A 23,699-nucleotide genomic window follows, 5' to 3' on the forward strand; every position below is an offset into this window, starting at 1 on the left:
TTTCTTTTAAAAGGGACTGACTCCATGTATACAGTTTAATGATTACTGTTATGACGCCGTGATCGAAAAGGTTATTCCCATAAAAAGCGCACCTCAATATTCATTCAGGGTTAAAATCCTGCTTATACCTGTCAATATACAAGTAAATTTATCCGGTGCTTTTTTGTCACTTCACCCCTGAAATATTCCCTCAATTTAAAATCGCAATTATGCAGATGAAAACCATGCACTTGTCGTGCGCAAAACCGGTATTAACTATTGTATTATCAGTTTCTACCCTCCTATTCTCCTGTAAAAAAGAAGAAACCGTTACAAAACCACAGGTAGCAGAAGGAGAGATTGCTTCCCTTACATCTTATCTCACTAACCAGGGCTTTAAAGCTGAAGACATCCAATTTAAAGACGGAAATTTTATCGTCCAGAATGACATTTTAATCTCCCAGGAAGATGTTGCAGTACGGATGAAGGAAGGCGATTCCGACGTGCCTCAAACAGAACAATGGAGAAACCAATATCGTGTCAATGTTAACTACAACAATAATATAAAGATTTACATTGAGCCATCTGTACCTGCTGCATGGAAGACTGCAGTAAAGGGTGCTGTTGCTAATTGGAATGCAGTAACGAATACCAGACTTGCTATGTCTATCGTTACAACCAAGTCCGCAGCACATACCCGGATATTTATGGGTTCTGAGGATGCCAACTGGGTTGCACGCGCTGTTCTGCCAGCATCAAATGGCAAACCAGGCACAACTGTAGAAATCAATTCAAAATTCAACAGCATGGCTGCCAGTCAGAAGCTATTTGCTATTACACATGAATTTGGTCATACTGTTGGTTATCTCCATACCGATCAGACCAATGGTATATTTATACCAGGCACTCCCAGTGTAGATGCCAAGTCTGTTATGAACTCATTCGTATTACCGTGGGCTGGATTTACAGCTGGTGATATAAAGGCCATTCGCCTCATCTATCCACTGTAGTATAACGAAACAATATTGAAAAACAAAAGCCGTGTAAATCATATGATTTATGCGGCTTTTGTTTTTTCAATATCCATTGGGACCTGGTTTAATTGCAAGGTGTTAATGAGCGTACCGTTACGATATATTTCATAAGCGGTAACACCAATATTGTCTGTAGCCATTCTTATCAAAAGCATCTTTTTTATTCTTATTCTCAACATAAAGAATAATAGTACTAGTACTCAAGGATAAACTATAAAATCTCAAAGGTCTTTACTTTTGATATATATAACCTATACTATACTCAAATGAAATATTTAATCTCGCTGCTTCACGATATGGTACTCCACCCCAATTTTCCTTTCCGAAGGAATATCCATCCACTTTTTTGATATATCCGCAGATAATGTAGACTGGGAAACTCTAACACTGACTGTATGCAGTGAAGAACTTGTTTGCAAAACATAATACAATGTAGCTGCTGGTGTTGGACTTATACTTTCAAAAATTTGTTGCCGAAGCATGAGTACTGCGTGCCCTTATCTACTTTAAACTGTTATGGACCTTTGGCCGGCATCACTGATCACGTGATCTTATTACTGCTATACATTCTAACATTCAAAACCATTTGACCTATTTGTTAATATAAAATCTGATACTATGAAAGCACTTATTTTTATCGTGGGCATTGCCACGATAGCTGGTAGTTGTACCCGCATGCCTGATGAACTCGAAAAATTGCGTCCAATTGAAACACAAGCGGTGCGCTTTGATGCCAGTAATCCCAGTACAGTGACACTTTACAGTAATGGTTATGTGTATCCTGAAGATCAAGTTAACGGTTACGGTAGTATTTCGAGCACAGGATTGAGCGCCTGGACAGACACAGCCGGTTTTACCCGCGTATTTTTCTATCCGCAGCAAGCAGGGAAGATATACTTTTCGATCGTCGCAAAAGCACCGGGCGATTTCAATATGCTGCGTGTTCGTTTAGATAGCTCAGATGCCCTCGCCTGGTTCATACCCGTATCCCAATCTTCTACATATACAACCATCCAGGTTGGGGACTTTAACATTGACAGCGCCCGGTATCATTGCCTTGAAATAACGGCAGTGACCAAGAACGGTACCTATCTTCCCGATGTAAAGGCAATTGTATTCTCCGGACCTGCTGCCGTTAATCTGAAATATAATACCAGCCAGTACAGAGGAGCACCAGCCACACACCTCTACTATAACAATGACGATAATAATGTATCCTGGTTCTATACAGAGATATCTGTTCCCGAGGGAGCAGACCCTCTTTACAGTTACTATGTGACGAATGGCTTTAACGGTGGCTACCTGGGTATACAGGTAAACTCTCCTACGCAAAGAAAAGTGCTTTTTTCCATCTGGAGCAATTATAGCACAGATGATCCTACCCAGATCCCTCCCGACTATACTGTTAAACTGGTAAAGAAAGGAACAGAAGTGATTACCAAAGATTTTGGCGGTGAGGGCTCAGGTGGACAAAGCTCCCTGATGTTTAACTGGACAACAGAAACTACTTATAAATTGCTGGTACATGCAGAAGCAGCTGGTGATCATACAATCTATACCGCTTACATATTTACACCGGAGACTAATAAATGGAACCTCGTTGCAGGGTGGGATAAGCCGAAAACCGGTGGGCAGCTGCTGGGTGGTTTGTATTCTTTTATTGAGAATTATGGTTCAAACGGTAATGATCTTTTCAAGGCCCGCTACGGCAACCAGTGGGTTTGTTCCAGCACCGGTGTGTGGAAGGAGCTAAAAACAGCAAACTTCTCTACTTCAGCAGATCCTGTGGGACACCCACGCTATGATTATGGAGGTGGAGCCAGCGGTCAATGGATGTATATGTACAGTGGCAGTTTCAAGGAAATGAATAACCTGCGGCGGGGAGGATTGGTGCAGCGTAATAGTACAGGTACTCCTCCAAATATAGACTTTAACTCACTGCCGAATAACTAACCATTTGGCGGCCATTATTTCTTTCTTTTGGTAATGATATCACGAATTATCGGTAAATTCGGAGTACTGGTAACATTGCCGGCAACGGGCAAACTTATTGCTTGAAAACCGGGACAATGGCATCTGCCTGGCAATCTTAAGCTGGCTATTAATACCTGTTTCTTCACCCAAACCTTTATTACTCATGAAAAAAGAAAACAAGAAAAAACTGAACCTGGGCAAAATTAAAATTGCTAAACTAAGCAATACCAGGCAATACCTGCCGGCAACAAACGCCCCCACAGAAGGACCTACCTGTGCTGTTTGTGATCCTATGACGATCACAGAAGCCGGCATTATGTAATCAAACCTGCACTAAAACAGTAACGCCTCCGAATATACGGAGGCGTTACTGTTTTAACACTAAATAATTTGCACCGCTTCTCCCACAAAAGGCCACTTTATCAGGTGATCTTCTTTAGTTATGTACCTGCTATATTTTCTTTTATATTCGCAACGGAATTCATAGCTATGCAGACTTTAAAACAATTACAGAATGGAGAACTAAAAGGAGCCGTTTCACTGAAACTATCCGAGGAACTCTGCTACTTTCCCAATGAGATATTTGACCTGGCTGAAACACTGGAAATACTTGACCTTTCTTTCAACAACTTAAGCTCATTACCTCCTGATTTCGGCAGGCTACAAAAGTTGAAGATCTTCTTCTGTTCAGAGAATCTATTCCGGGTTTTGCCTGAAGTACTAGCTGATTGCCCTCTGCTGGATATTGTTGGTTTTAAATCAAACCAAATAGAAACTGTTCCTCCCAGATCGCTCAACCCGAATCTCCGCTGGCTAATTCTCACGAACAACAAAATTGAAAAACTGCCTGAGGAACTAGGTAACTGCTCAAGAATCCAAAAGCTAATGCTTGCAGGAAACAGGCTAAATACGTTGCCTGAAACGCTTAGCCATTGTCATAATCTAGCTCTTTTACGTATTTCGGCCAATAGGCTGGATAAAATGCCGGAGTGGTTATTAACTATGCCAAAACTTTCCTGGCTTGCCTTTTCAGGAAATCCGTTTAGCAAAAAACCTGTTGTTGATTCACTTCCTCTTATTGACTGGAACACATTAAAGATCAATTATGTTCTTGGAGAAGGAGCATCAGGCATCATCTCCAGGGCCAGCTTGTACACAGAAGGCGAAATAAAAGAAGTTGCTGTTAAAGTCTTTAAAGGTACTGTGACCAGCGACGGGTTTCCAGAAGACGAGATGACTACATGCATTACTGCCGGTGTCCATCCAGGCCTGGTAAAGTTGATTGGACAGATTACTGCCCACCCCAAAGATAATAAAGGGCTGGTTATGGAGCTGATCCCTGAAAACTTCTATAACTTAGGCCTCCCGCCAAGCTTTGCAAGCTGTACCAGAGACATTTTTAAAGAAGGACTGCGACTTACAGTTCAGCAGGTACTGAACATTTCGTTTACTATTGCCTCTGTGGCAGAGAAATTGCACTGCAAAGGAATCATGCACGGTGATTTGTATGCTCATAATATATTAATAGATGATGAGGGTAATACCCTGTTTAGCGATTTTGGTGCTGCTTGTTTTTACGATAGAACAGATATAAAAATCGCATCCGCACTGGAAGGACTTGAAGTGAGTGCTTATGGTTATCTGCTTGAAGACCTGATTGCTCTTTGCGATGGGCCAAAGGAACATAAAGTAATTGCAAAGCTTAGTGCGCTTAGACTGACCTGTGCAGTTTCGGACGTTTTATCCAGGCCACGCTTCAAACAATTGAAAGATGAAATGAAACTCCTGTTAACCAGCATCCCGATTTAAAACATGAGATATTTGGCAACCGCTAACATTGTACCTGCGTTATCTGGCCTGCAATAATCAACATTTGACCTGACAGTACAAAGGATTCTTGTATGATTAAGTAGTAACTAGCGATGTAAATAAGCGTTTAATTATAATTACAGATTTTACTATAATTTTGATAATAATTATTCGTAAAACGATGTCAGATAGCCAAGTTCATCTATCCTTTTTTCTGAGCCGTAAATCCAGATTACATGCATTGGCCTACAAAATGACCGAAAGTGTAAGTGATGCGGAGGATGTTTTGAACGATGTATATGTATCTTTTTCACGTCAGCAGTTCGAGCAGATCAGGAACCCGGAGGCATATCTGGTCCGTTCAGTGGTTCATGGCTGCTTTGCAATACTTGAAAAAAGAAAACATGTTGTTTATCCTGGGGTCAATCTTCCGGAACCACTTCTCTATGAACGCTTTCCTGACCTGCAGAATACTGATATTTCATACGCGTTGTTAGTGCTGCTTCAGAAACTCAATCCTGTGGAAAGAGCTGTTTTTTTACTTCGTGAAAGTTTTGACTACGATTATAACGAAATAGCTTCATTGGTTGGTATCAGTGAAGATAATTGCAGACAACAACTGCACCGCGCCAAAGAGAAACTGAAAACCGGCAGAGTGAAATATACTCCTTCCAATGAAAAAAAGAAGGAGATAACGAATGCATTCCTTATTGCATGCGCAAGCGGCGATGTTAAACAATTAGAAACATATCTATCAAAAGAGATCACCATCTTTGGCGATGGAGGTGGTAAGGCAGCTACTGCGCTCAAGCCTATCGTGGGTCGGAATAATGCCATTGCATACCTTGTAAATAGCGCTCTTAAATTTGGCAAGGATTTGTCATACACTATAAAACAGGTGAATATGGAAACCGGGGTTCTGTTTGAAAACGCAACGTCGGTCAATCCTGATACAGTGATGATACCAGTTTTTGATCAAAATAACCAGATCAGTGAGTTGTTCATTATCAGAAACCCCGATAAAATGAGATACCTTGTTTAATGTCAGTATCCTTTACCCGCGTACTTCTCAATAAATTGGCGGTATTCTGCAGGTACCTCACGCCACTGGAAGAAATTTGTATATCCAACAATAATCAGCATCGCGGCAAGGATGCCGGTACCTCCTATTAGATAGGAACTCCATTTTGACTTTGTTTTTAAATAATGCAGCGAGGCTATATGCAGGCTTACAGCACAAACATCGATAAAATAGTATGGTATAAAGAACAGTGTAGCGGGATTAAGGTTGAGCCCTGCTGCAATGAAATAAAAGTTTGTATCCAGATGTTCTACCAGTCTACCTGCTATAACGGCAGACACATGGCCTATGAGGAACAATGAAAGGTAAAGCCCTGAATACATCTGTATTTTTTCGGCTATTGCCTTTTTCTTCCTGTTAAATAATAGTTTGACTCCCGATACAACCTGGATCAGTACAACTAGCAGCAGAATGGTTTCAATTACCGGATGCCGGTATACTTTTCTGAACTTTTCCATCATTGCAATATGCGCCTCCGGGCCAGCCAGTGCACACAGTTGATTAAGCAAATGAAAGCCAATAAATAAGGATAGAGTGAGGCCGGTAAAATAGTGTAACTTCTTAACAACTGCCTCTCGATTAATCTTGTATGCCATAAAATATGCCTTTTGCAAGGATAGAGGGCATTCGCAACATTTTGTGACAGAAAAGTTTATTTAAACGGAAAAAGATGCAAATAATCTCATCTTATATGAATAAAGCAAACTCATCATGTATGCAACCTTTTTATATTTAAGTTGTCTTTCTAACAGGAATATTCATGCGAAAAACAACATTTGAACCCTAACTTATTAAACCAATAAATGAATATGTCACAACTACCAGTTAAAACGGGTTGCATTTTCATATTATGTGTCCTGTTTTGTCTACAATTGTCAGCCCATAATGGCAAAGTCGCTTATGCTTACCCACTCGGAAAAATCAATATAGACGGTGATTTATCCGATTGGCCTCCGACAACAGTGAAATATTTAATCAAGACAAATATATCAGATACAAAACCTGACGGTGACGCTGACTTTAGCGGCTTTTTTCAACTGGGATACCGGATGGAAAACCACTCATTGTATATTGCTTTTACGATAACGGATAATGATTTCGTAGAAGATACCACTGAAAATGTACGCTGGAACACTCAGGATGGGTTACAGCTTAGCCTTGATGCAAGACATCTGCCATTCGGTTCAGGCGTTGCGTCTTTTATGTACAGCAAAAAGCTACGTAACATTGATAATGCTTTTTATGATTCCTTCGCAAAAAATGCCTCCTGGGATATGACGGAGGTTGCCTTTGTCAGAAAGGGCAATAAACGTTATTATGAGTGGCGTATCAGCCTGGGCGATCAGCTGGTCGTGGATAAGTCTATTGGCTTCGACTTCCTGGTTTTTGACAGGGATACAGATGACAGTTTCACTTTTATGGGTTGGGGTAAGGGGGATGCTAAATACAGGAACCCAAAAAGTCTGGGAGATGTTATCTTTTTAGCTGCTAATGAAAAAACCGCAACTGTTTCAGGTAACGTTAGCTGGGATAAACCAATGAAGATACCACTACCCGGTGAAGTTCATCTACATTCGGTTCAAAATCCGAAATTATGGGTGGCAACCGATATGGATAGTTTGGGCAATTATTCTGTAGAGGTCCCTGCCGGCAAATATGAACTCCTATTGCCATATACTTATTTTCAAAATGGAAAGAATGTGTATGCGCTTGAACAGAAAAAACCGACAATGGTTTTCGTCAGGACCGGACAAAAAAACAATGTGCCCAGGCTTACCATTTCAAGTACCCCTCAACCTGATCTAATTCCTGAAAAAGGCATACTTCATCAGTTTGGACCGGAAAGTTTTAGCAAGGTTGATAATTTCATAGAAACATATCAAAAGTACTACCAAATCCCTGGTGTTTCACTGGCATTAATAAAGGACGGCGGTTTGGTGTATTACAAAACATATGGCGTTCGAAACACGTTCACTGGTGAGAAAGTTGACGAGAACACACTTTTTGAAGCAGCTTCCGTTACAAAGCCGGTGTTCGCTTTTGCAGTTCAAAGGCTGGCAGAACGTGGAATAATTGACCTTGACAAGCCACTGTATCTCTATCTTCCATACCCGGATATTGAATATGATGAACGATATAAACTGATGACGGCAAGACATGTATTAACTCATCGTACAGGCTTTCCTAATTGGCGGTGGATGAATAAAGATGGGAAATTGAATCTTTTGTTTACACCGGGAACGGACTATAATTATTCCGGTGAAGGCTTTGAGTATCTGAAAAAGGTAATCGAAAAAATTACAGGCAAAAAAGTGGAACAGATTTTACAGGAAGAAGTAGTGCATCCAATTGGACTCTACCATACGTTTTTTTCCAGGAACGACTCCCTGAAGCTTATGGCGGCCAATGGGCACTATGATATGCTACCCACATACGACGAACTACCCGAGTTTCCAGGCATGGCTTACTCCATGTATACTGAAGCCCGCATATTCACTAAATTCATGCTTTATCTGCTTGAACAAAAAGGATTGAATGCACAAACCTACAAGGTTATGTTCCAAAAACACTCCGATTACAACTACAAACCTGGAGATGAAAAGCCCAAATATCCTACTTATATGGGTATGAGCCTTCAATTAAGGGAAACACCCTTCGGCAAATCTTTCGGTCATGGAGGAAATAACGGTGATTTCAAGTGTCGCTTTGAAGTATACCAGGATCTGAAAATGGGCTATGTGATTTTTACGAACTCCAATACATCAGATGCACTATTAGATGCGCTTCACTATTTTTTAGTAGAGGGAAAGGAGAATGAGTAATTGAAAAGAAACGGATATGACTATGCATAAATGGAGAAAGACGCGAGTGCTCGCGTCTTTTTTGTTGGTGCCCCCGAAGGTTTTTTTTTCAAACCCGGTGGTTAAGTCTTTGGAAAAATTAAGTGATCTGGATATAAAAATTATCAGACCAAGACAGATACTCCTGTTTTATTTATTACTAAGCGTTGAAGGAGGAACTACTCCACACATCCTGAGATAAATTGCCATCTGACCGTAATGTTCATTCGCGTGGGTAAGCGCGTAAAACGCAAGATCAAGCCTGGGAAGTTTTCTCCATCTAAAATCAATCATGTCCATTGCATTTTGATTTGTCAATGTTGAAATCGCATTACGTCCAATTGCGAATGAGCTTTTGAGGTATTCGATAACGTCTTTTTTGGTTTTAATATTTTGGGGACCGTTTACATCTTCAATGTCAGCACGTATTGAATCACCGGTAATGGCACTCCAAATGAGAATATTATCGGTGGCCAGATGCATTATCTGTCCGGCAAATGTCCGGACTCCTTTAAAAGTACTATTTTTTATATTGAGACTCTCAGGTGTGAAATTAAACTTGCTTTCAGGCATCGCTTCGGCAGTTGTCAAAATATCACTTTCAATTTTATCAAATTGTCTTTCTATTGCAGATGAAAGCGACTGTTGTCCAAAACAAGTAGCCACTGTGATAAGATTGAATACAAAAAAGTTTATTATTTTTCTAAGAGTTGCCATATGATAATTATTAGATGTGAATTAGTAATCGTGTATAGTCAACAAATTATAGTTTTATGTGGTAGCGTAAATGTAATGTTTTTCAAAAAAAAGGAAAACCGTACAAGAATATTATATTGCTAACCGTAACGCTCACTTTTCCATCTTTTGCTGGCCTAATAATACCTCTTGTCTACTTTGGGATATGCCATTAAAAAACTGCAATGAAATTGGACTATTCGTTTTATTAATATTGGCCTACAAATACAGGCCAATTTAAAGGTAATTTTGAGACACTACATTACGAAATGTTGAATAAAAAAATTAGAATTTGACAATGAGCTTCAATATACAACCCATACTAGATAACGAAAAGGTAATCCTTCACCCATTACAGGAAAAAGAATTTGAAGATTTATATGCTGTTGCATCAGATTCCAAAATATGGGAACAGCATCCCAATAAAGACCGTTGGAAAAGAGATGTATTCCAAATATTCTTTAACGGGGCAATACAAAGCAAAGGAGCATTTAAAATTGTGAACAAAGCCACAGGGAGTACTATAGGGAGCACACGCTTCTATGACTATAACGAGCAGGAAAACAGCATATTCATTGGCTATACGTTTTACGCTACCTCTTGTTGGGGCAAGGGCATCAATCATTTAGTCAAGACTATGATGTTGAATTATATTTTTCAATTTGTTTCAAAAGTATATTTCCATATTGGCGCAAACAATATCCGCTCTCAAATTGCCATTGGTCGTATTGGTGCGGAAAAAATCGGCGAGCAGGAAGTGCACTATTTTGGAGAAGCTTCTAAATTAAATTTTGTGTACGAATTGAGTAATCATAAGTGGGAAGAGCAAACAAATATAACTTTAAAGAAATCAAGCGACAGTGCCGGCCTAAATTCAGCGCTTTCCAATGTGGTGACCCCATCTGTACAATTTTCGAACCGGTTTTATGAACACTTAAAGACTCTATACGAATCAAAATAATGATAATAACATAGTTATAATATATCATGGGGTATTCGACTCTATTCCTGGCAACTTTGTCAAGCCACGCACAGAATGCCAATGTATGGAATCACAAACAATGCGCTGTGGTATTAACCTATGACGATGCAATTGATGCAGATCTGGATAATGTGCTGCCTGTATTGGACTCATTGGGTTTGAAAGCTACCTTCTACCTTATCGGCTCCTCTCCTGTTGTAGCAAACCGGATGGAGTCGTGGCGGAAAGCTGACCTTTACGGTCATGAGCTGGGAAATCATACTTTCTGGAGTTATCTATAAAAAAAGATGCGATTACTCGCGTCTTTTTTTTGTGAACCTGATTGGAATTTGGTTGTTATAGAAATAAAAAATGTCTCAATTATTTTGAACTAAATACTAATGAATTTATCTATAAGGTAGCAGCCTCTTTCTTTAGTCATGAAATTAACTTTACAAAAGAGAAAATTGCATTGTCACTTGCCGATTACAATCTTATTGCTTCGTCACCTTAAAGCTGTACACCGTTGGATCACTAGGAGCATGATTGGTGCCCTGCATAGTGGAGGCGTTTGTGATTACGGTAAACCAGTTATAACCGGGGCTGGCAGCAAAATGTATGGCTTTTCCAGTCCGTAAGTAGGGCAGATCAGTATAGGTCGGTAGATTTGATGGGGGCCCGAATATCAGGTCTACCATAGCACCTGGCTTGAATTTTAAAGAAACATTCGCCGCTCCCCATACGGTACCATCCAATTCGGGGATCGGGTCGGTATTCAATGCCGCACTTTTCAGGCTCCTTCCGCTCATGTCCGAGCTTTGGATATTAGTTAAACTATTGCCTGAAATATTCCCATTAAAGGAAGGGGAGCCATCAAGGCCTATTGCGACCTGGTTGCCAGTGACCTTCCAGCTGCCCGTATGATCAGCCAATAGTTCATTCCAGACCAGTTGGCCGCCTTCGAGAAATTCGATGCTCACCGGCTCGGGTCCCTTGCCGGCATAATTAAATTCGCCCGTCCAGTTGGTGTTTTTAAACAATGATTCGTTGTTAATATCGTTTTTACTATCCTTTTTGCATGCGCTGAAGGAAAAGGCCACAAGTGCCAGGGTGATTGCAGTATAAATCAAATGCTTTTTCATGATTTTAAGTTTTATTATACCGCAAACCTAACTTCATTAACAAGCGCTATCAATCCCATAGGCATGGTATATCTCATGAAATAATGATTTATGAAGTACCATGAATATGGTGTTCAGCTAACTTTTAATCATGTTTGCCTCCGGTCCACAAATCAATTTCGCGCTTCCATTAACCGTTGTTAGCGCCTGAGAGGCTTCAGCGATACAACATGTATACCTTCATGTTTATATGCAAATGTAAAGCTGTCATTACCGAATCTCATGGGGAAATCAAGCGTCATTCCTTTTACACTGTCAAAATAATAACTTATCTCTACGGGTGTCAGATATTTAATGACATAGGGGCGGGGATATCCCTCCGCCTTTTTCTTTACATCTTCCAGCGTATCGTATACGAATCCGTCTTTCTTAAAAGTATCTATCTCAAACTTAAACCCGGTGATTTTTTCCTCACATTTTATATCTTCAAGAAAAGAGCCTTTGCCCTTGTCCAGTGGAATAAAGAAATAACCGGTTGCATCCTCCATAACATACCCCCGCTCGGTATAAGGATGTTCCGGATCAAATCTGGAATGCTGACAGCAGTTAAAGAATATTATAATTATAAAACTAATAACCAGCTTTACTGATACCGTCTTTGGTATAGAAGTATTCATATGGATTTTTTTGTCTGTCGTTTGTCTGAAATAAAAGAAATCCATTGTGGTCAATACTTGAAAACGATGATCCTTTTTTTGCATGGAAATTTGAGGATGTAAAGCATTATGCTAATGGTCCATTCAGCTTCGCAATGTCAAAACATAACCCAATAAAAGTAGCGGATCTGGATGTCACAACCAACAGAACCAAGTTTTGGTTTTGTTGGTTGTGACATCCAGATTCAAATAAATATGTAAAAGAGGAGGGTGCTTCAATTACTTTTGACACCCTCCTCATCTTTCTGTTTTAATGTTTTTTATAGTTCTGAATTAACCAATACCGCGCGGAAATCGCCGGTAACAGTGGCTGTATCAGGAGTGCCGGTGGCATCTTCCTCCGTCACAAGGCCTTTAAAGGTTACCTCTACTGTATCACCAAAGTTTGCAGCATTTCTTTTGATAGTATACTCCATATTATTAGTTATATAGGAAGTATCTGCCCCTATCCAAAATATTGCTAGTCAAACCGGTTGAGGGAAGATCTGCGCCAGTTGTATAAATTAAAGCCGCATATTGTTCATACATAAACCAGATTGAATAAGTAAGTATTTTACTCCAGCATTTTCTTTTTCAAATTATGCAGCAAAGTATCGAACCTTACCCAATAAATATTGCAGTCTTGCTCACTCGTACCCCTAGTATAAAACAGATATTTTCCATCTGGTGAAACATATTGGCCGAAACGATGAGCAAGACCATCATTTACCATTGGTCCTAAGTTGCGGGGTGTTGTCCAGGATTTATCAGTCTTTCTGAAACTTATCCAAAGTTCACTTTCATAAGTAGGAGTTTCTTTAGCTGATATGATGATGTATGATTCATCCGGTGCGATAAAGAAATCACCATCAAAGGCCGGCGTATTGATGGTCTTGCCGAGGCTACTGATAGCTGTATCTTTTCCGGCTATGGTCATTTTGCAAAAATTGTAGGTACTCCAGTCGCTTTTGCTGCCCTGCTTGCCATTGCTGCCTATATAAAAGGTGCCGCTGTTTGCCTCCTGAAAATTGTACAATCCGTAGTTTTTCTCTATCCAAAATTCCGGCTTAGACCAGCCCTGGTCTGTTCTGTTTAATACCCATACCTGGCCCCCCCCGGCACCGAGATACAGCTTCGTTTCATCAGGTGAAAATGCAGGGTTGGTGATTTTTTCGGCTATCACTTTTGGTTTCAGCCACTTCTTTCCGTCAAACCGAATTTCTTTGGTGCCTGAGCCATTGTCGTCAAACCAATGCCTGGCAAAGGAGTAATAAAAAGCTTTGCCGTCTTTCGAAAAGGCTACCTTCCCAAGGACTATCCCGGAATCAGCAAGCATACCGGGAGCAAAAACTATTGGCGTATCTCCTGAAGGCCTCTGCCCCAGGTAAGCATCTGCACTATTAAAAAAACCTTTTTGAGCACAGGAACTTATCATAAAGCCCATAGATAGGATAAAAACAAAGCCGGCATTTATCACTTTCAATTGAGTGAACTTTTTCATATTATTATTTTTATTGAATGAGTATCCAAAGTTGTAAAACGTTTCAAATGCCGTAAATTCAACGCTAGTTCAAACCTATTCAAGTTTGTTCAAGCTCAAAAACTGTTCAAAAATGCCCGATGAAATGTTTTTTATCGAAAAGTGCCGCCGCCTGATTGAAGAAAAATTGGGCTGGGGAAAAAGCGAAACCTGGCAAAGTACTGACTTCGAAAATTTAAGCGATAGAATTTTTGAAGAAACCAGTTCGATGATCAGCAGCAGTACCCTGAAAAGAATTTGGGGAAAGGTCAGGTACGACAGTAAGCCCAATATGGCTACCCTTAACGTATTGGCTCAATTTACAGGATATGAAAATTGGAGGGCTTTTACATCCGCCGGTACTCAGATTGTTACCGAAGATATAAAGGAGACAAAAGCAAAACCTGCTATAAAATTTTATGTAAAATGGCTGCTGACAGGTGCGGCGGTAATCCTTTTAAGCATTGTTGTACTTGCATTATTAAAAAAAACTGATAATCATATAAAGATCGGTAAGGTGTCATTTTCCAGCAAGCCCGTTACATCGGGATTGCCGAATACTGTCATTTTTCAATACGATGCAACTGATTCCAATGCTGATTCTGTGTTTATTCAGCAAAGCTGGGATACAAGGCAACGGTTTAAAGTAGATAAGCAATTACATGAATATACCAGCACCTATTATGTGCCGGGTTACTATAAAGCTAAACTGATACTTAACGATTCTGTAGTAAAACAGAATGATGTATATATAGAAACCGATGGCTGGGTCGGACTTATTGAAACCAAACCGATACCCATTTATTTGCCAAAATCTGTATTTGAAAATAAGCGGCAAATGGGTATTACTGAAAAAGTATTAGCACACCAGAAAATAGATTTTAGCCAAGAGCTGCCCGTTTTTACACTTACCAATGTTGATAAAGGCATTGACTTGTCCAGCGAAAATTTTTTATTGGATGCAGAATTGCAAAATACTTTTAATGATAATAGTAAAGGAATTTGCAGGGAAACCCATATCGCTGTTTTAGGGACGGAAGGACTCATTGACATTCCTCTTTGTAAAAGCGGATGTGTCGGAGAAATTGGTATTATGTTAGGGATGAAATATATTAATGGCAAAACTATAAATTTATCGGGGCTGGGAGTAGATTTTGAACGACCTGTAAAAGTGCATTGTGAAGCAAAAAATGGGCGAATTAAGATATTTGTGAATGGGAACACGGGATATGAAGACGAGTTCAGGCAAAATATTGGCCGTATTGTTGGTTTCAGAATTACGTTTAGGGGAACGGGTGTGTTGAATAGTTTTGATTGCAGAAAATCATAAGAATAGCTTCCTTTTTTTCTAACGTTTGACTATAATGGACTTTCATTATGACGGTCAGGATTAATGGTAGCTAAAGTCCATTTATCATGCGAACTTTCATTCCATACTAATTTTCCTAACTTAAGCCTCTCATAGTATTTAGAATCAGGTTTAGGAACGTATTGGCTCGTCCCAAGCCCCGTTTTTTTATAGGATGAAGATTTCCTTAAGAGATAATCCAATTTAGGTTGAATATTTTCTCTCCATATGTCTTTGCTCCAGGGAGCCTGATCTCCGATAGTATCTCCAAAGATGAGAAAGAAATGGTATTTCCTATTCCAGCTCATTATAATTCTATTTTCGACAAGATATGGATATTTATCAAGGCTACCGTTTCTTTAAGAAACAGCGATTAATTAACTGACAGCATACATTTCTAAGACTGCCGCTTAACGAAATCTGCCAGGTATCGGAACCTCAGACCAAATTGTTCAGGATTTCACTGAATTATTTGCATTTGATCCCAAATGAGGTACTTTAGTACAACAAAAGTTCGAGGTGATTATTGGGTTCCAATGGTGAGTTCTTGCAATTAATCCAAAAGTTCCGATCAGCCCCGATCCCTTCAGTATTAGTGATCAAAAGGGCTGTTCCCATGAAAAAGCTATATAGATGGAAAAATCTGATAAATCAATTCACAATATTTGCATTGTCTCTATAAAGATAAACACCATGAAACCGTATAACTTTAAATGGACACGGTTTTATGAAGAAAATACTGATTTTACAAATGCATTTCCAGGAATAGAAATTGAATTCTCAGACAACGAATTAATAATTTGCTCAACTGTAATTGATATGGATAACTTCAGTGTCCTGACAACCCGAAAGCTAACTACAAAAGAACACGGAATATTATTATCCGGTGAGCTCAATAATGCTACTTACAAACATTCCGGAGATCTCAAAGAACACGCATCTGGTCCTTTGGCTTTCGGTTTGATTCAACTGAATAACGGTAATACATTAAAATATTTTATTGAAACAGGCAAAGCTTCAATGGTGATGGTTCATTGAGTAAAGACAAGAATTCAAGTTGAAGGCATGACGAATGCCCAGGTAGAGAAGTTACCTAACATTTGGGCCGCGCGCTATAAATAAATCAACTTGTTCCTTGATGAATCAGCTTTCTATTGTTTTGTTGGATGTGGGAAGCACTATTTCTCTGTAGGCATTTATGCTTTTGAATCAAAACAAATCCTTTTACCCATAGACCACTTCTTAGGCTTCATACATATATAATTATGGCAAAGAATAAACTTGATACATTTAAAAACTATCTCGGTTATGACGGAAAAAAATTCAATGAAGAAAAAGCACTTGCATTGCTGAATGAAATTGGAGTGAATGCTACAAATGACAGAAGAAGCAGGAACTGATAATGCAGGGGAAAATATGCTTTTCCTTAGTCCATTAAAAACAGGAGCCAGTAATGAATCTATTGTTAAGAATGGTAGAGCAGAACCCAACACTAAACCAGAATTAATACAAAGAAATGGCATATTTGCAGTTGTAGGCAGGGAACTTTTGACATCCCGGAAATCTGTACTACAAAGTCTGGATGATTATTATACAGCACCTTCAACCGCCATTCATGAAACGCTTCATCAGTATGGGTTAAGTGATCGGTATAAAGGGAAAAACGGATTAGTGGCAACTCCCGCTGCGTATAAACACGACATTATGGGAGAGGGGTATGGGAAAGTAGAGTTTAGCCAAACCCATTTTGACAATTTGGGCAGTAAGCTGTTGGAACTTAGCAATATTAAAAAAAGCGATAATTTCAATTGTTGTTGTCGATTTAGATCAGAATGGAAAATTGAAAGGTCAATAATTCTAGTTATGCAGAAAGCCATTATATTTTTTACGCTGCTTATCGTTATCAGTTCCTGCAATTATAAATTGCTGGTAAGTAAGAACAGAATATATACTAAAAGGACTGGTTATTTAATTTTTTTCGCCAGTCAGAAGTATTTTTTCCCAGCAAAACACATTGACGGGAATCATTTTTTCACTACGAAGATCAATAATCCGGGTTACCTTGTTTCATTTGACAGGGGCGAGGCTGCGCTTTACTACGCAGCAGAAAAATATACTATAGATTATGAGTATTTATATCATGGAGAAATGATTTTTGTCAGAGACACTGTTCGCATATTGCCGGTAGAAATTGGGTCTATACCCTATGAAAATCAATTAAAAAGCAAAAAGGTATTACAAGATGATTTGATTATTAAATATGATAATAAAATAAAGCGACTCCGATACTATGGTACAAATAACGAGTCAGTATGGACTGTCTATTCAATACTTGAGGAAGATGGTAAGGAGGAAGAGCAATATTACAATAAATACGGTCCTGGAGTACCTGGAATGAGGTAAAATAATTAATGAAAGGTCTCTCCTTTTTCCAGCATCGCAATGATAACCTGCATCCGCCTTTCTCTTGTTTCCGGCTTCTTAGCAGTCTGCAACCGCCAGGTAATGGCAAATGTATTCGTCTTATTCAAGGTCTTAAAAAATTGATAGGCCGATTTATTCTTCTTAAGCAGCTTCAGAAAATCATCCGGAATCTCACTATTTGCAGGAGAATCATAAGCCGCATCCCATCTGCCATCCGCTTTAGCTGCTTCAATCGCTTTCAAACCACTTTCTTTCATCCTGCCAGCCTTTATTAAGCGTTCCACATGCTCAATATTCCTTTTCGACCAGATACTCTTACTCCTTCTGGGAGTGAACCGCTGTAAGTAAGATTGATCATCATACTTCTTCGCTATTGCATCTATCCATCCATAACACAACGCCACATCCAGCGCATCCGCATGATTCAATGACGCTACACCTGAATCCTTGTTATAGATTTGCAGATACAATCCGGTTGAAGCAGCATGATTTTTAGCCAACCACGTTTCAAACTGTGCAGGTGTTTTGAAGTACTTTATTACAATATCATCTTTGGATGTTGTCATAGTACCAAAGAAAGCAAAAAAAGTGTTAACAAATCTGAATTACCGCTCATGTTTTTTTCATGACAATTATACAAAACTCGAATCTTTTCATTCTCGATTTAAAAAAATTAGCCAATACATAAGGATATAGCTTAATATAGACAAAGCACACGGCTCTAATGACCTTTCACCTATCCGCAGAAATACTGGCTGGTCCGGTGTTGAGGCTATTTTTTTTATATTTACTCATTCCCAGGTTCACTTGGGAACGACAAACAAATTGCCCTAACAATGAAACAGATTAGAAATTTTTTTCAGCGTAACTATACTGACTTTTCTGAACAGGATTGGTTGATTATTTCTTCTAAATTTATTCAGCAGGAATTTCCGAAAAAAGCCCTTATCCTGAAGAAGGGTGAGGTAGAGGACTACGTCTCATTTATTGAAGAAGGCATTGTACGATACTTTATCCCAAAGGAAAATAAAGAGGTTACTTTTGAGCTTACTTTTTCAAATGATTTCATTGGAGCATATGATTCTTTCATTACCAGGCTGCCTTCAGTTTATCATATAGAAACTATCACTCCAGTCAAACTTTGGCGAGTATCATATCATGATGTGCAAATGCTATTTCAAAGCACAGAAAGAGGAAACCTAATTGGCAGACTTGCGAGTGAAAAACTATTTTTAGAAAAGATAAGACGGGAAATTTCGCTTTTAAATGACACGGCGGAGCAGCGATACTTAAATCTCTTCACAGAGCAACCTGATTTGATCAGAAAAATCCCGTTACAGTATATCGCGTCTTATATTGGCATTACCCCACAGGCATTAAGCAGAATAAGGAGGCGTATTTCTTAACCTGGGTTCATTGTCCAGTATTGAACCCTCAATTATTTTTGTAGAAAAAAGAATGAATGTACGTGCATTATTAATATTGATCTTATTAACTACAAAAATAATGGCTGGCAAATCACAAACAGATACATCAATTACCTATGTTCACAACCTTTCTCCAAGTTTCAAACCGCAGTTTTTACAGTCATTAATGACAGTACTTGGAAAGAAAAACACCATTGAAAAGCGTATCAAAACCAATAGATTTTCTTCAGAAGCCGTGGCCCCCCCAAAGGTTTTACTGTCCGATTTTCAAACTCAGGTAGGGGAAATAAATCAGCGAAAGGTTTGGATGTTCAAGCCAAAACAAAATGCCTCATCCAAAGTAATTCTTTATATACACGGTGGCGGTTATATTTCGAACTTAACAAAATATGATTGGCGTTTCGTCCATGAGTTATTAGTCAAAACCAACTGTTCAATTGTAGTACCTGATTACCCTTTGGTACCGGTATCAAATTACAGCGATGTCTACGCCTATTTTGATAAGCTCTATCCAGAAGTGCTCTCTGAGACATCACAGGAGAATATTATTTTCATGGGCAATTCTTGCGGCGGTGGTATTGCATTGGGCTTTGCCCAGAAACTGAGAGATGAAAACAAGCCACAACCTTCACAAATCATTTTGAATTCCCCTTGGCTTGATGCTACTATGAGCAATCCGGACATAATTGAAATTGACAAGAAAGATAAACTGCTTGGTATAAAAGGACTTAAAATGGCCGGAGAATTATACGCAGCCGGGCTAAATCCAACAGATTACAGGGTAAGCCCTATTTATGGGGACTTTTCCGGATTGGGAAAAATTTCACTATTTACTGGCACCCATGATTTGTTCCATGCCGATTCGAGAAAATTCAAACAGAAAATGAAGGGGCAGGACATTGCAATCAACTATTTTGAATACCCAAAAATGTTCCATGTTTGGATGGTTTTAACAGGTATGAAAGAGTCTCAACATGCCATCAATCAGATAGCAACATTGATTAATCACGATGATTGAAGCTGAGTGGGTTAATGAATAGGTGTGGTTACTTAAAATTAACTGTAATAGCTCGGATTTGCTGCGACTCATTCAGCATCATCCTGATAGGACTCGAACCTAAGGCCTCGTACAAATCAATAAGTTGAAATTAAGTTTAAAGTTCATCAATCAGCTATCGAATCAAAAAGGCTTCAAAACGAATACGTTCTGAAGCCTTTTTAATTTTCTGTGACCCCGGTTGGACAATTCCCGAACCGGTTTTATCAGGATTTAAAGATCCTTTACGAACTAAAAATAATGACAATCAAATAGATATAATATTTTTTTTATCTCTGACTGAAAATGATTGCTTAGTTAAAACACGCTTTTTTGGGCCTTGGGATCTTCACTGGATAATGTAACCTCTTTCCAGGGGAAATACTTAACTTCGCATAGTTTAATGCCATTTGCGTGAATTAAATCACGAAATTGGCACTTAAAATGTGAAACATTACAAAAGATGTACAACGTATTTTGCAAAATCTATCATTGGTACATGGACAAGCAATATTACCTCAAAGAACACTCATTATTTTTGACGAAATTCAGGAGTGCAATGAAGCACTAAATACATTAAAATATTTTTGTGAAAACGCGGCAGAATATGCAGTTGCAAGTGCTGGATCATTACTGGGAGTTGCCATGTCACGGGGGAACTCTTTTCCTGTTGGAAAAGTGGATTTCCTGCAATTGAACCCAATCTGCTTTTCAGAATTTCTTTCCGCTGTTGATCCTAAGTTATTTTCCCTTTTAGAAAGTATTAATCAAATTGAACCACTCCCTGATATATTCTTCAATCCTTTGATAGACAAATTAAAGATGTTCTTTATCTGTGGAGGAATGCCTGAAGCAGTGGTAACATTATTAGAAAAACAGGATGTAGAAAGAACTCAGCAGGTGCTTCAAAATATAATTAATGCTTATGCACTGGATTTTTCAAAACATGCTGAAAATAAAGAAGTACCAAAGATTAATCATCTTTGGTCTTCCATTCCTTCGCAATTGGCCAGAGATAATAAAAAATTCCTGTATCAGTCTGTAAGGAATGGGGCACGTGCGCGTGAATTCGAAGATGCGTTGCTTTGGCTATCACATGCTGGCTTAGTGCATCGCATTTTCAGAATTACGAAACCCGGACTGCCAATTTCCGCCTATGACGATCTTACCGCATTTAAACTTTATTTGATTGATGTAGGATTACTGCGTAGACTTTCGCTTTTAGATCCCATAGCTGTAAAGGAAGGTCACCGGTTGTTTACTGAATTTAAAGGTGCATTAAGTGAGAACTATGTATTGCAACATCTGATTGCGAATTTCGAGGGCATACCACGTTATTGGACTTCAGGGAATCAGGCAGAAGTAGATTTCTTAATCCAGGTAAAAAATGAAATTATTCCCATAGAAGTCAAATCAGACGAAAACATACGAAGTAAGAGTCTTACAGTTTATCACAACCTATATCAGCCAACTGTGCGTATCCGGTATTCGTTAAAAAATTTAAAGAAAGATGATGGACTAATTAATATTCCATTATTTATGGTCGATTATACTGAGAAATTACTGGGACTTGCTTAAACTGAAATGTGCATAAATGGACAAAGGCGCGATTAATCGCGCCTTTGTCCATTTGGTGACCTCGATTGGACAATTCTCGAACCGGTTTTATGAAGGTTTAAAAGCCCTTATGAGTTAAAAGTACTGATAAACAAATAGATATAAATCTTCTTGGTATCCGCCCATAAGAAGCAATCGCAACAATGAATCGAAGGTACAGCAGTAATATCGGTATGACTGTGGGATTCATTAGTGACTAATATATCGAATTTTAGTAAAAAAATCACCTAAACATGACCTATATAATCAGTTTTAGTAATAATAACATGAATAATTAAATAATAACATTACCTTTGTTATTGTAAATATATCATGTTATTATAATGGTAATAAGCGAATTAAAAGATTATCTATTAAAAACATTCACTAGATTAGAAGAGGTGAAGCCCCTTGCTGAGCAAGATATGGCTGGGTTGCCATTATTTCTGCAGAAAAGCAATAACTTTTATCAAACTGCTGTACTAGAAGTAGACATGGTCCTTGCAGAACAAGTCCATCAGGAAAGTACACCGGTGCAATTAGGAAAGGAATATAACTTACTAAAAAAGCAGTTTAACAAACCGGTGGCTTACGTGTTTAAAAGCCTTTCTACTTATCAACGTAATCGCTTGCTTGATCTGAGAATACCCTTTATTGTCCCTTTTAAGCAGCTTTATTTGCCTTTTGTGGCACTAAGCTTAACGGAAGTCAACGAAGTAGTTAAAAGGGAAAGAAGTACACTCCGGCCAGCAAGCCAGTGCCTCTTGCTTTTTCACTTAGAGGTAGAAAGAATTAGTCACCTAAATTTTCAGCATATAGGCAGTCGTTTGCAATATACTCCAATGACAATTACCAGAGCAGCACAGGAGCTGTCGGATTTTGGTTTGGCAAGAATTGAAGGTCGTAAGGATAAATTTCTCCTATTCAAAGACAGAAGGTCGTATTTATGGGAAAAAGCGCTTAAATATCTGGTAAGCCCTGTTAAAATTAATGGCTATATAGATATTGCACCCACTGAATACATGTTATTTAAAACGCATGATAACGCTTTGGCGGAATATTCGGATTTGTCTCCGGGTAGACGGGAAGCATACGCTTTGGCACCAGATGACTTTCAAAGCTTGAAGGCTAAGACTCAACTCAATATAGATTATTTTGAAGGTAATGTTAGGATAGAGCATTGGACTTATCCTCCTGGTAAGTTAACTACAACAAATATTGTTGATCCTTTGTCTCTTTATCTTTCCATGAGAGATGACGAGGATGACCGTGTGAGTATGGCACTTGATCAATTATTAAAAAAGGTATTATGGTAGACGGATTAGACAAATTCCGGGAATTTTTTGAAGGATATGAAGATTCATATATTATCATTGGCGGCACAGCCTGCGATAGGCAGCTATCGCAGCTAGAACGTCCTTTCAGGACAACCAATGATGTAGACATTATTTTAATAGCAGAAGCTTTAACGCCTGCTTTTGTAGAACGTTTTTGGGAATTTATTGAGGAAGGGGAATATGCAGTCCAGGAAGAGGAATCAGAAAACAGGCAATTTTACCGCTTTATGAAACCTGGAGTTGATGGCTATCCTTTTCAGTTAGAGCTATTTTCAAGGCTACCAGATGTAATTACCCTAAAAGAAGGAATGAGGTATACACCAATACCAGTAGAGGAAGGGCTAACAAGTCTGTCCGCTATTTTAATGGATGACGATTACTATCAGTTTACTCTTGAAAATACGGATTTTATTGAAGGGCTACATATTGCTTCTGCAGGATCACTTATCGCCTTAAAGGCAAAAGCCTATCTTGATTTAACAGAGCGTAACGCAGAGCAAGGTAACATTGATTCTAAGAAAATAAAAAAGCATCGTAATGACATTGTAAGACTGCTATCAATGCTCCCTGGAAATTACAGAGTAGAAGTTCCCGCAATAATTAAAGGTGACCTAATGAGATATGTAGTACTCTTAACGGAAGAAAATCCAGATATGAAACAAGTCATCAAAGATGCAGGGCTTGGAGGCACTACTCATAATGAACTCCTTACGCGAGTAAGTACAATATTTGGTCTTAACACAACAACGGTTGTTAGTAAGTGAACCAACAACCACATTTTCA

The 23,699-nt window shown here is 38.8% G+C and carries 26 protein-coding genes; 17 read left to right on the forward strand and 9 right to left on the reverse strand.

The genetic code is table 11. The features are described from left to right. The first annotated feature begins 209 nt into the window (after positions 1-209). Positions 210-989: a M57 family metalloprotease gene (locus tag BM176_RS04035; RefSeq protein ID WP_090099797.1), complete on the forward strand. Its 780-nt coding sequence runs from the start codon at positions 210-212 to the stop codon at positions 987-989. A gap of 47 nt (positions 990-1,036) precedes the next feature. Here the strand turns inward: BM176_RS04035 and BM176_RS32845 are convergent, their stop codons facing one another. After that, positions 1,037-1,168: a hypothetical protein gene (locus tag BM176_RS32845; RefSeq protein ID WP_255373430.1), complete on the reverse strand. Its 132-nt coding sequence runs from the start codon at positions 1,166-1,168 to the stop codon at positions 1,037-1,039. Between the two features lie 463 nt (positions 1,169-1,631). On the opposite strand from BM176_RS32845, the gene BM176_RS04040 reads away from it, so the two are divergent. The 4 genes from BM176_RS04040 to BM176_RS04050 all read left to right on the forward strand — a co-directional run bounded on the left by BM176_RS04040 (position 1,632) and on the right by BM176_RS04050 (position 5,838). Next, the gene (locus tag BM176_RS04040) at positions 1,632-2,966 is read left to right on the forward strand and encodes a DUF3472 domain-containing protein (protein WP_090099799.1); all 1,335 of its coding nucleotides are present in this window, start codon (positions 1,632-1,634) and stop codon (positions 2,964-2,966) included. Between the two features lie 184 nt (positions 2,967-3,150). After that, positions 3,151-3,309: a hypothetical protein gene (locus BM176_RS32365; protein WP_177230290.1), complete on the forward strand. Its 159-nt coding sequence runs from the start codon at positions 3,151-3,153 to the stop codon at positions 3,307-3,309. 167 nt (positions 3,310-3,476) lie between these two features. Continuing rightward, positions 3,477-4,796, forward strand: coding sequence for a leucine-rich repeat-containing protein kinase family protein (locus tag BM176_RS04045; protein WP_090101610.1), 1,320 nt, complete (start codon positions 3,477-3,479; stop codon positions 4,794-4,796). Positions 4,797-4,977: 181 nt separating this feature from the next. Further along, positions 4,978-5,838, forward strand: coding sequence for a sigma-70 family RNA polymerase sigma factor (locus BM176_RS04050; RefSeq protein WP_090099801.1), 861 nt, complete (start codon positions 4,978-4,980; stop codon positions 5,836-5,838). A 2-nt stretch (positions 5,839-5,840) separates the two neighbouring features. On the opposite strand, the gene BM176_RS04055 is transcribed toward BM176_RS04050, so the two are convergent. After that, entirely contained in the window at positions 5,841-6,473 is a 633-nt protein-coding gene (locus tag BM176_RS04055; RefSeq protein WP_090099802.1) for a hypothetical protein, read from the reverse strand. 213 nt (positions 6,474-6,686) lie between these two features. Here BM176_RS04055 and BM176_RS04060 point away from each other — a divergent pair, with 213 nt between their 5' ends. After that, positions 6,687-8,699: a serine hydrolase gene (locus BM176_RS04060; protein WP_090101612.1), complete on the forward strand. Its 2,013-nt coding sequence runs from the start codon at positions 6,687-6,689 to the stop codon at positions 8,697-8,699. 168 nt (positions 8,700-8,867) lie between these two features. Here BM176_RS04060 and BM176_RS04065 read toward each other — a convergent pair whose 3' ends face one another. Then, positions 8,868-9,434: a DinB family protein gene (locus BM176_RS04065; RefSeq protein WP_090099804.1), complete on the reverse strand. Its 567-nt coding sequence runs from the start codon at positions 9,432-9,434 to the stop codon at positions 8,868-8,870. Between the two features lie 316 nt (positions 9,435-9,750). Here BM176_RS04065 and BM176_RS04070 point away from each other — a divergent pair, with 316 nt between their 5' ends. Both BM176_RS04070 and BM176_RS04075 read left to right on the forward strand, forming a co-directional pair. Continuing rightward, the gene (locus BM176_RS04070; RefSeq protein WP_090099806.1) at positions 9,751-10,413 is read left to right on the forward strand and encodes a GNAT family N-acetyltransferase; all 663 of its coding nucleotides are present in this window, start codon (positions 9,751-9,753) and stop codon (positions 10,411-10,413) included. A gap of 26 nt (positions 10,414-10,439) precedes the next feature. Further along, the gene (locus BM176_RS04075) at positions 10,440-10,715 is read left to right on the forward strand and encodes a polysaccharide deacetylase family protein (protein ID WP_090099808.1); all 276 of its coding nucleotides are present in this window, start codon (positions 10,440-10,442) and stop codon (positions 10,713-10,715) included. Positions 10,716-10,907: 192 nt separating this feature from the next. Here BM176_RS04075 and BM176_RS04080 read toward each other — a convergent pair whose 3' ends face one another. From BM176_RS04080 to BM176_RS04090, 4 genes are all read right to left on the reverse strand, one after another. Further along, on the reverse strand, positions 10,908-11,555 hold the full coding sequence (locus tag BM176_RS04080) for a hypothetical protein (RefSeq protein WP_090099810.1): 648 nt from the start codon (positions 11,553-11,555) through the stop codon (positions 10,908-10,910). A 179-nt stretch (positions 11,556-11,734) separates the two neighbouring features. Continuing rightward, a complete protein-coding gene (locus BM176_RS04085; RefSeq protein WP_143097696.1) occupies positions 11,735-12,211 on the reverse strand; it encodes a hypothetical protein in 477 nt (158 codons plus the stop codon). A 299-nt stretch (positions 12,212-12,510) separates the two neighbouring features. After that, positions 12,511-12,666, reverse strand: coding sequence for a hypothetical protein (locus BM176_RS32370; protein ID WP_177230291.1), 156 nt, complete (start codon positions 12,664-12,666; stop codon positions 12,511-12,513). 137 nt (positions 12,667-12,803) lie between these two features. Beyond that, positions 12,804-13,730, reverse strand: coding sequence for a PD40 domain-containing protein (locus tag BM176_RS04090; RefSeq protein WP_090099814.1), 927 nt, complete (start codon positions 13,728-13,730; stop codon positions 12,804-12,806). A gap of 328 nt (positions 13,731-14,058) precedes the next feature. Here BM176_RS04090 and BM176_RS04095 point away from each other — a divergent pair, with 328 nt between their 5' ends. Next, positions 14,059-15,078, forward strand: a complete 1,020-nt coding sequence (locus BM176_RS04095) for a hypothetical protein (RefSeq protein ID WP_143097697.1) — start codon at positions 14,059-14,061, stop codon at positions 15,076-15,078. A 29-nt stretch (positions 15,079-15,107) separates the two neighbouring features. Here the strand turns inward: BM176_RS04095 and BM176_RS04100 are convergent, their stop codons facing one another. Continuing rightward, a complete protein-coding gene (locus tag BM176_RS04100; RefSeq protein ID WP_090099817.1) occupies positions 15,108-15,404 on the reverse strand; it encodes a hypothetical protein in 297 nt (98 codons plus the stop codon). Positions 15,405-15,729: 325 nt separating this feature from the next. On the opposite strand from BM176_RS04100, the gene BM176_RS04105 reads away from it, so the two are divergent. The 3 genes from BM176_RS04105 (at position 15,730) to BM176_RS04110 (ending at position 17,499) form a co-directional block, all read left to right on the forward strand. Next, the gene (locus tag BM176_RS04105) at positions 15,730-16,134 is read left to right on the forward strand and encodes a hypothetical protein (RefSeq protein ID WP_143097698.1); all 405 of its coding nucleotides are present in this window, start codon (positions 15,730-15,732) and stop codon (positions 16,132-16,134) included. A 227-nt stretch (positions 16,135-16,361) separates the two neighbouring features. Then, the gene (locus tag BM176_RS32850; RefSeq protein WP_255373431.1) at positions 16,362-16,496 is read left to right on the forward strand and encodes a hypothetical protein; all 135 of its coding nucleotides are present in this window, start codon (positions 16,362-16,364) and stop codon (positions 16,494-16,496) included. Further along, a complete protein-coding gene (locus BM176_RS04110; RefSeq protein WP_090099821.1) occupies positions 16,474-17,499 on the forward strand; it encodes a hypothetical protein in 1,026 nt (341 codons plus the stop codon). Before BM176_RS32850 ends, BM176_RS04110 begins: the two co-directional genes overlap by 23 nt. A gap of 5 nt (positions 17,500-17,504) precedes the next feature. On the opposite strand, the gene BM176_RS04115 is transcribed toward BM176_RS04110, so the two are convergent. Then, positions 17,505-18,086, reverse strand: coding sequence for a YdeI/OmpD-associated family protein (locus BM176_RS04115; RefSeq protein ID WP_090099823.1), 582 nt, complete (start codon positions 18,084-18,086; stop codon positions 17,505-17,507). Between the two features lie 270 nt (positions 18,087-18,356). On the opposite strand from BM176_RS04115, the gene BM176_RS04120 reads away from it, so the two are divergent. The 5 genes from BM176_RS04120 to BM176_RS04140 all read left to right on the forward strand — a co-directional run bounded on the left by BM176_RS04120 (position 18,357) and on the right by BM176_RS04140 (position 23,680). After that, positions 18,357-18,926, forward strand: coding sequence for a Crp/Fnr family transcriptional regulator (locus BM176_RS04120; RefSeq protein WP_090099825.1), 570 nt, complete (start codon positions 18,357-18,359; stop codon positions 18,924-18,926). Positions 18,927-18,936: 10 nt separating this feature from the next. Next, entirely contained in the window at positions 18,937-19,965 is a 1,029-nt protein-coding gene (locus BM176_RS04125; RefSeq protein ID WP_143097699.1) for an alpha/beta hydrolase fold domain-containing protein, read from the forward strand. Positions 19,966-20,460: 495 nt separating this feature from the next. After that, positions 20,461-21,561: an ATP-binding protein gene (locus BM176_RS04130; RefSeq protein WP_218162142.1), complete on the forward strand. Its 1,101-nt coding sequence runs from the start codon at positions 20,461-20,463 to the stop codon at positions 21,559-21,561. Between the two features lie 362 nt (positions 21,562-21,923). Continuing rightward, the gene (locus BM176_RS04135; protein ID WP_090099831.1) at positions 21,924-22,895 is read left to right on the forward strand and encodes a hypothetical protein; all 972 of its coding nucleotides are present in this window, start codon (positions 21,924-21,926) and stop codon (positions 22,893-22,895) included. Further along, on the forward strand, positions 22,889-23,680 hold the full coding sequence (locus BM176_RS04140) for a hypothetical protein (RefSeq protein ID WP_090099833.1): 792 nt from the start codon (positions 22,889-22,891) through the stop codon (positions 23,678-23,680). The genes BM176_RS04135 and BM176_RS04140 overlap by 7 nt, the downstream gene beginning before the upstream one ends. The last annotated feature ends 19 nt before the right edge of the window (positions 23,681-23,699 follow it).

The sequence above is a fragment of the Chitinophaga sp. CF118 genome, from assembly GCF_900112615.1.
Classification (GTDB): Bacteria; Bacteroidota; Bacteroidia; order Chitinophagales; family Chitinophagaceae; genus Chitinophaga.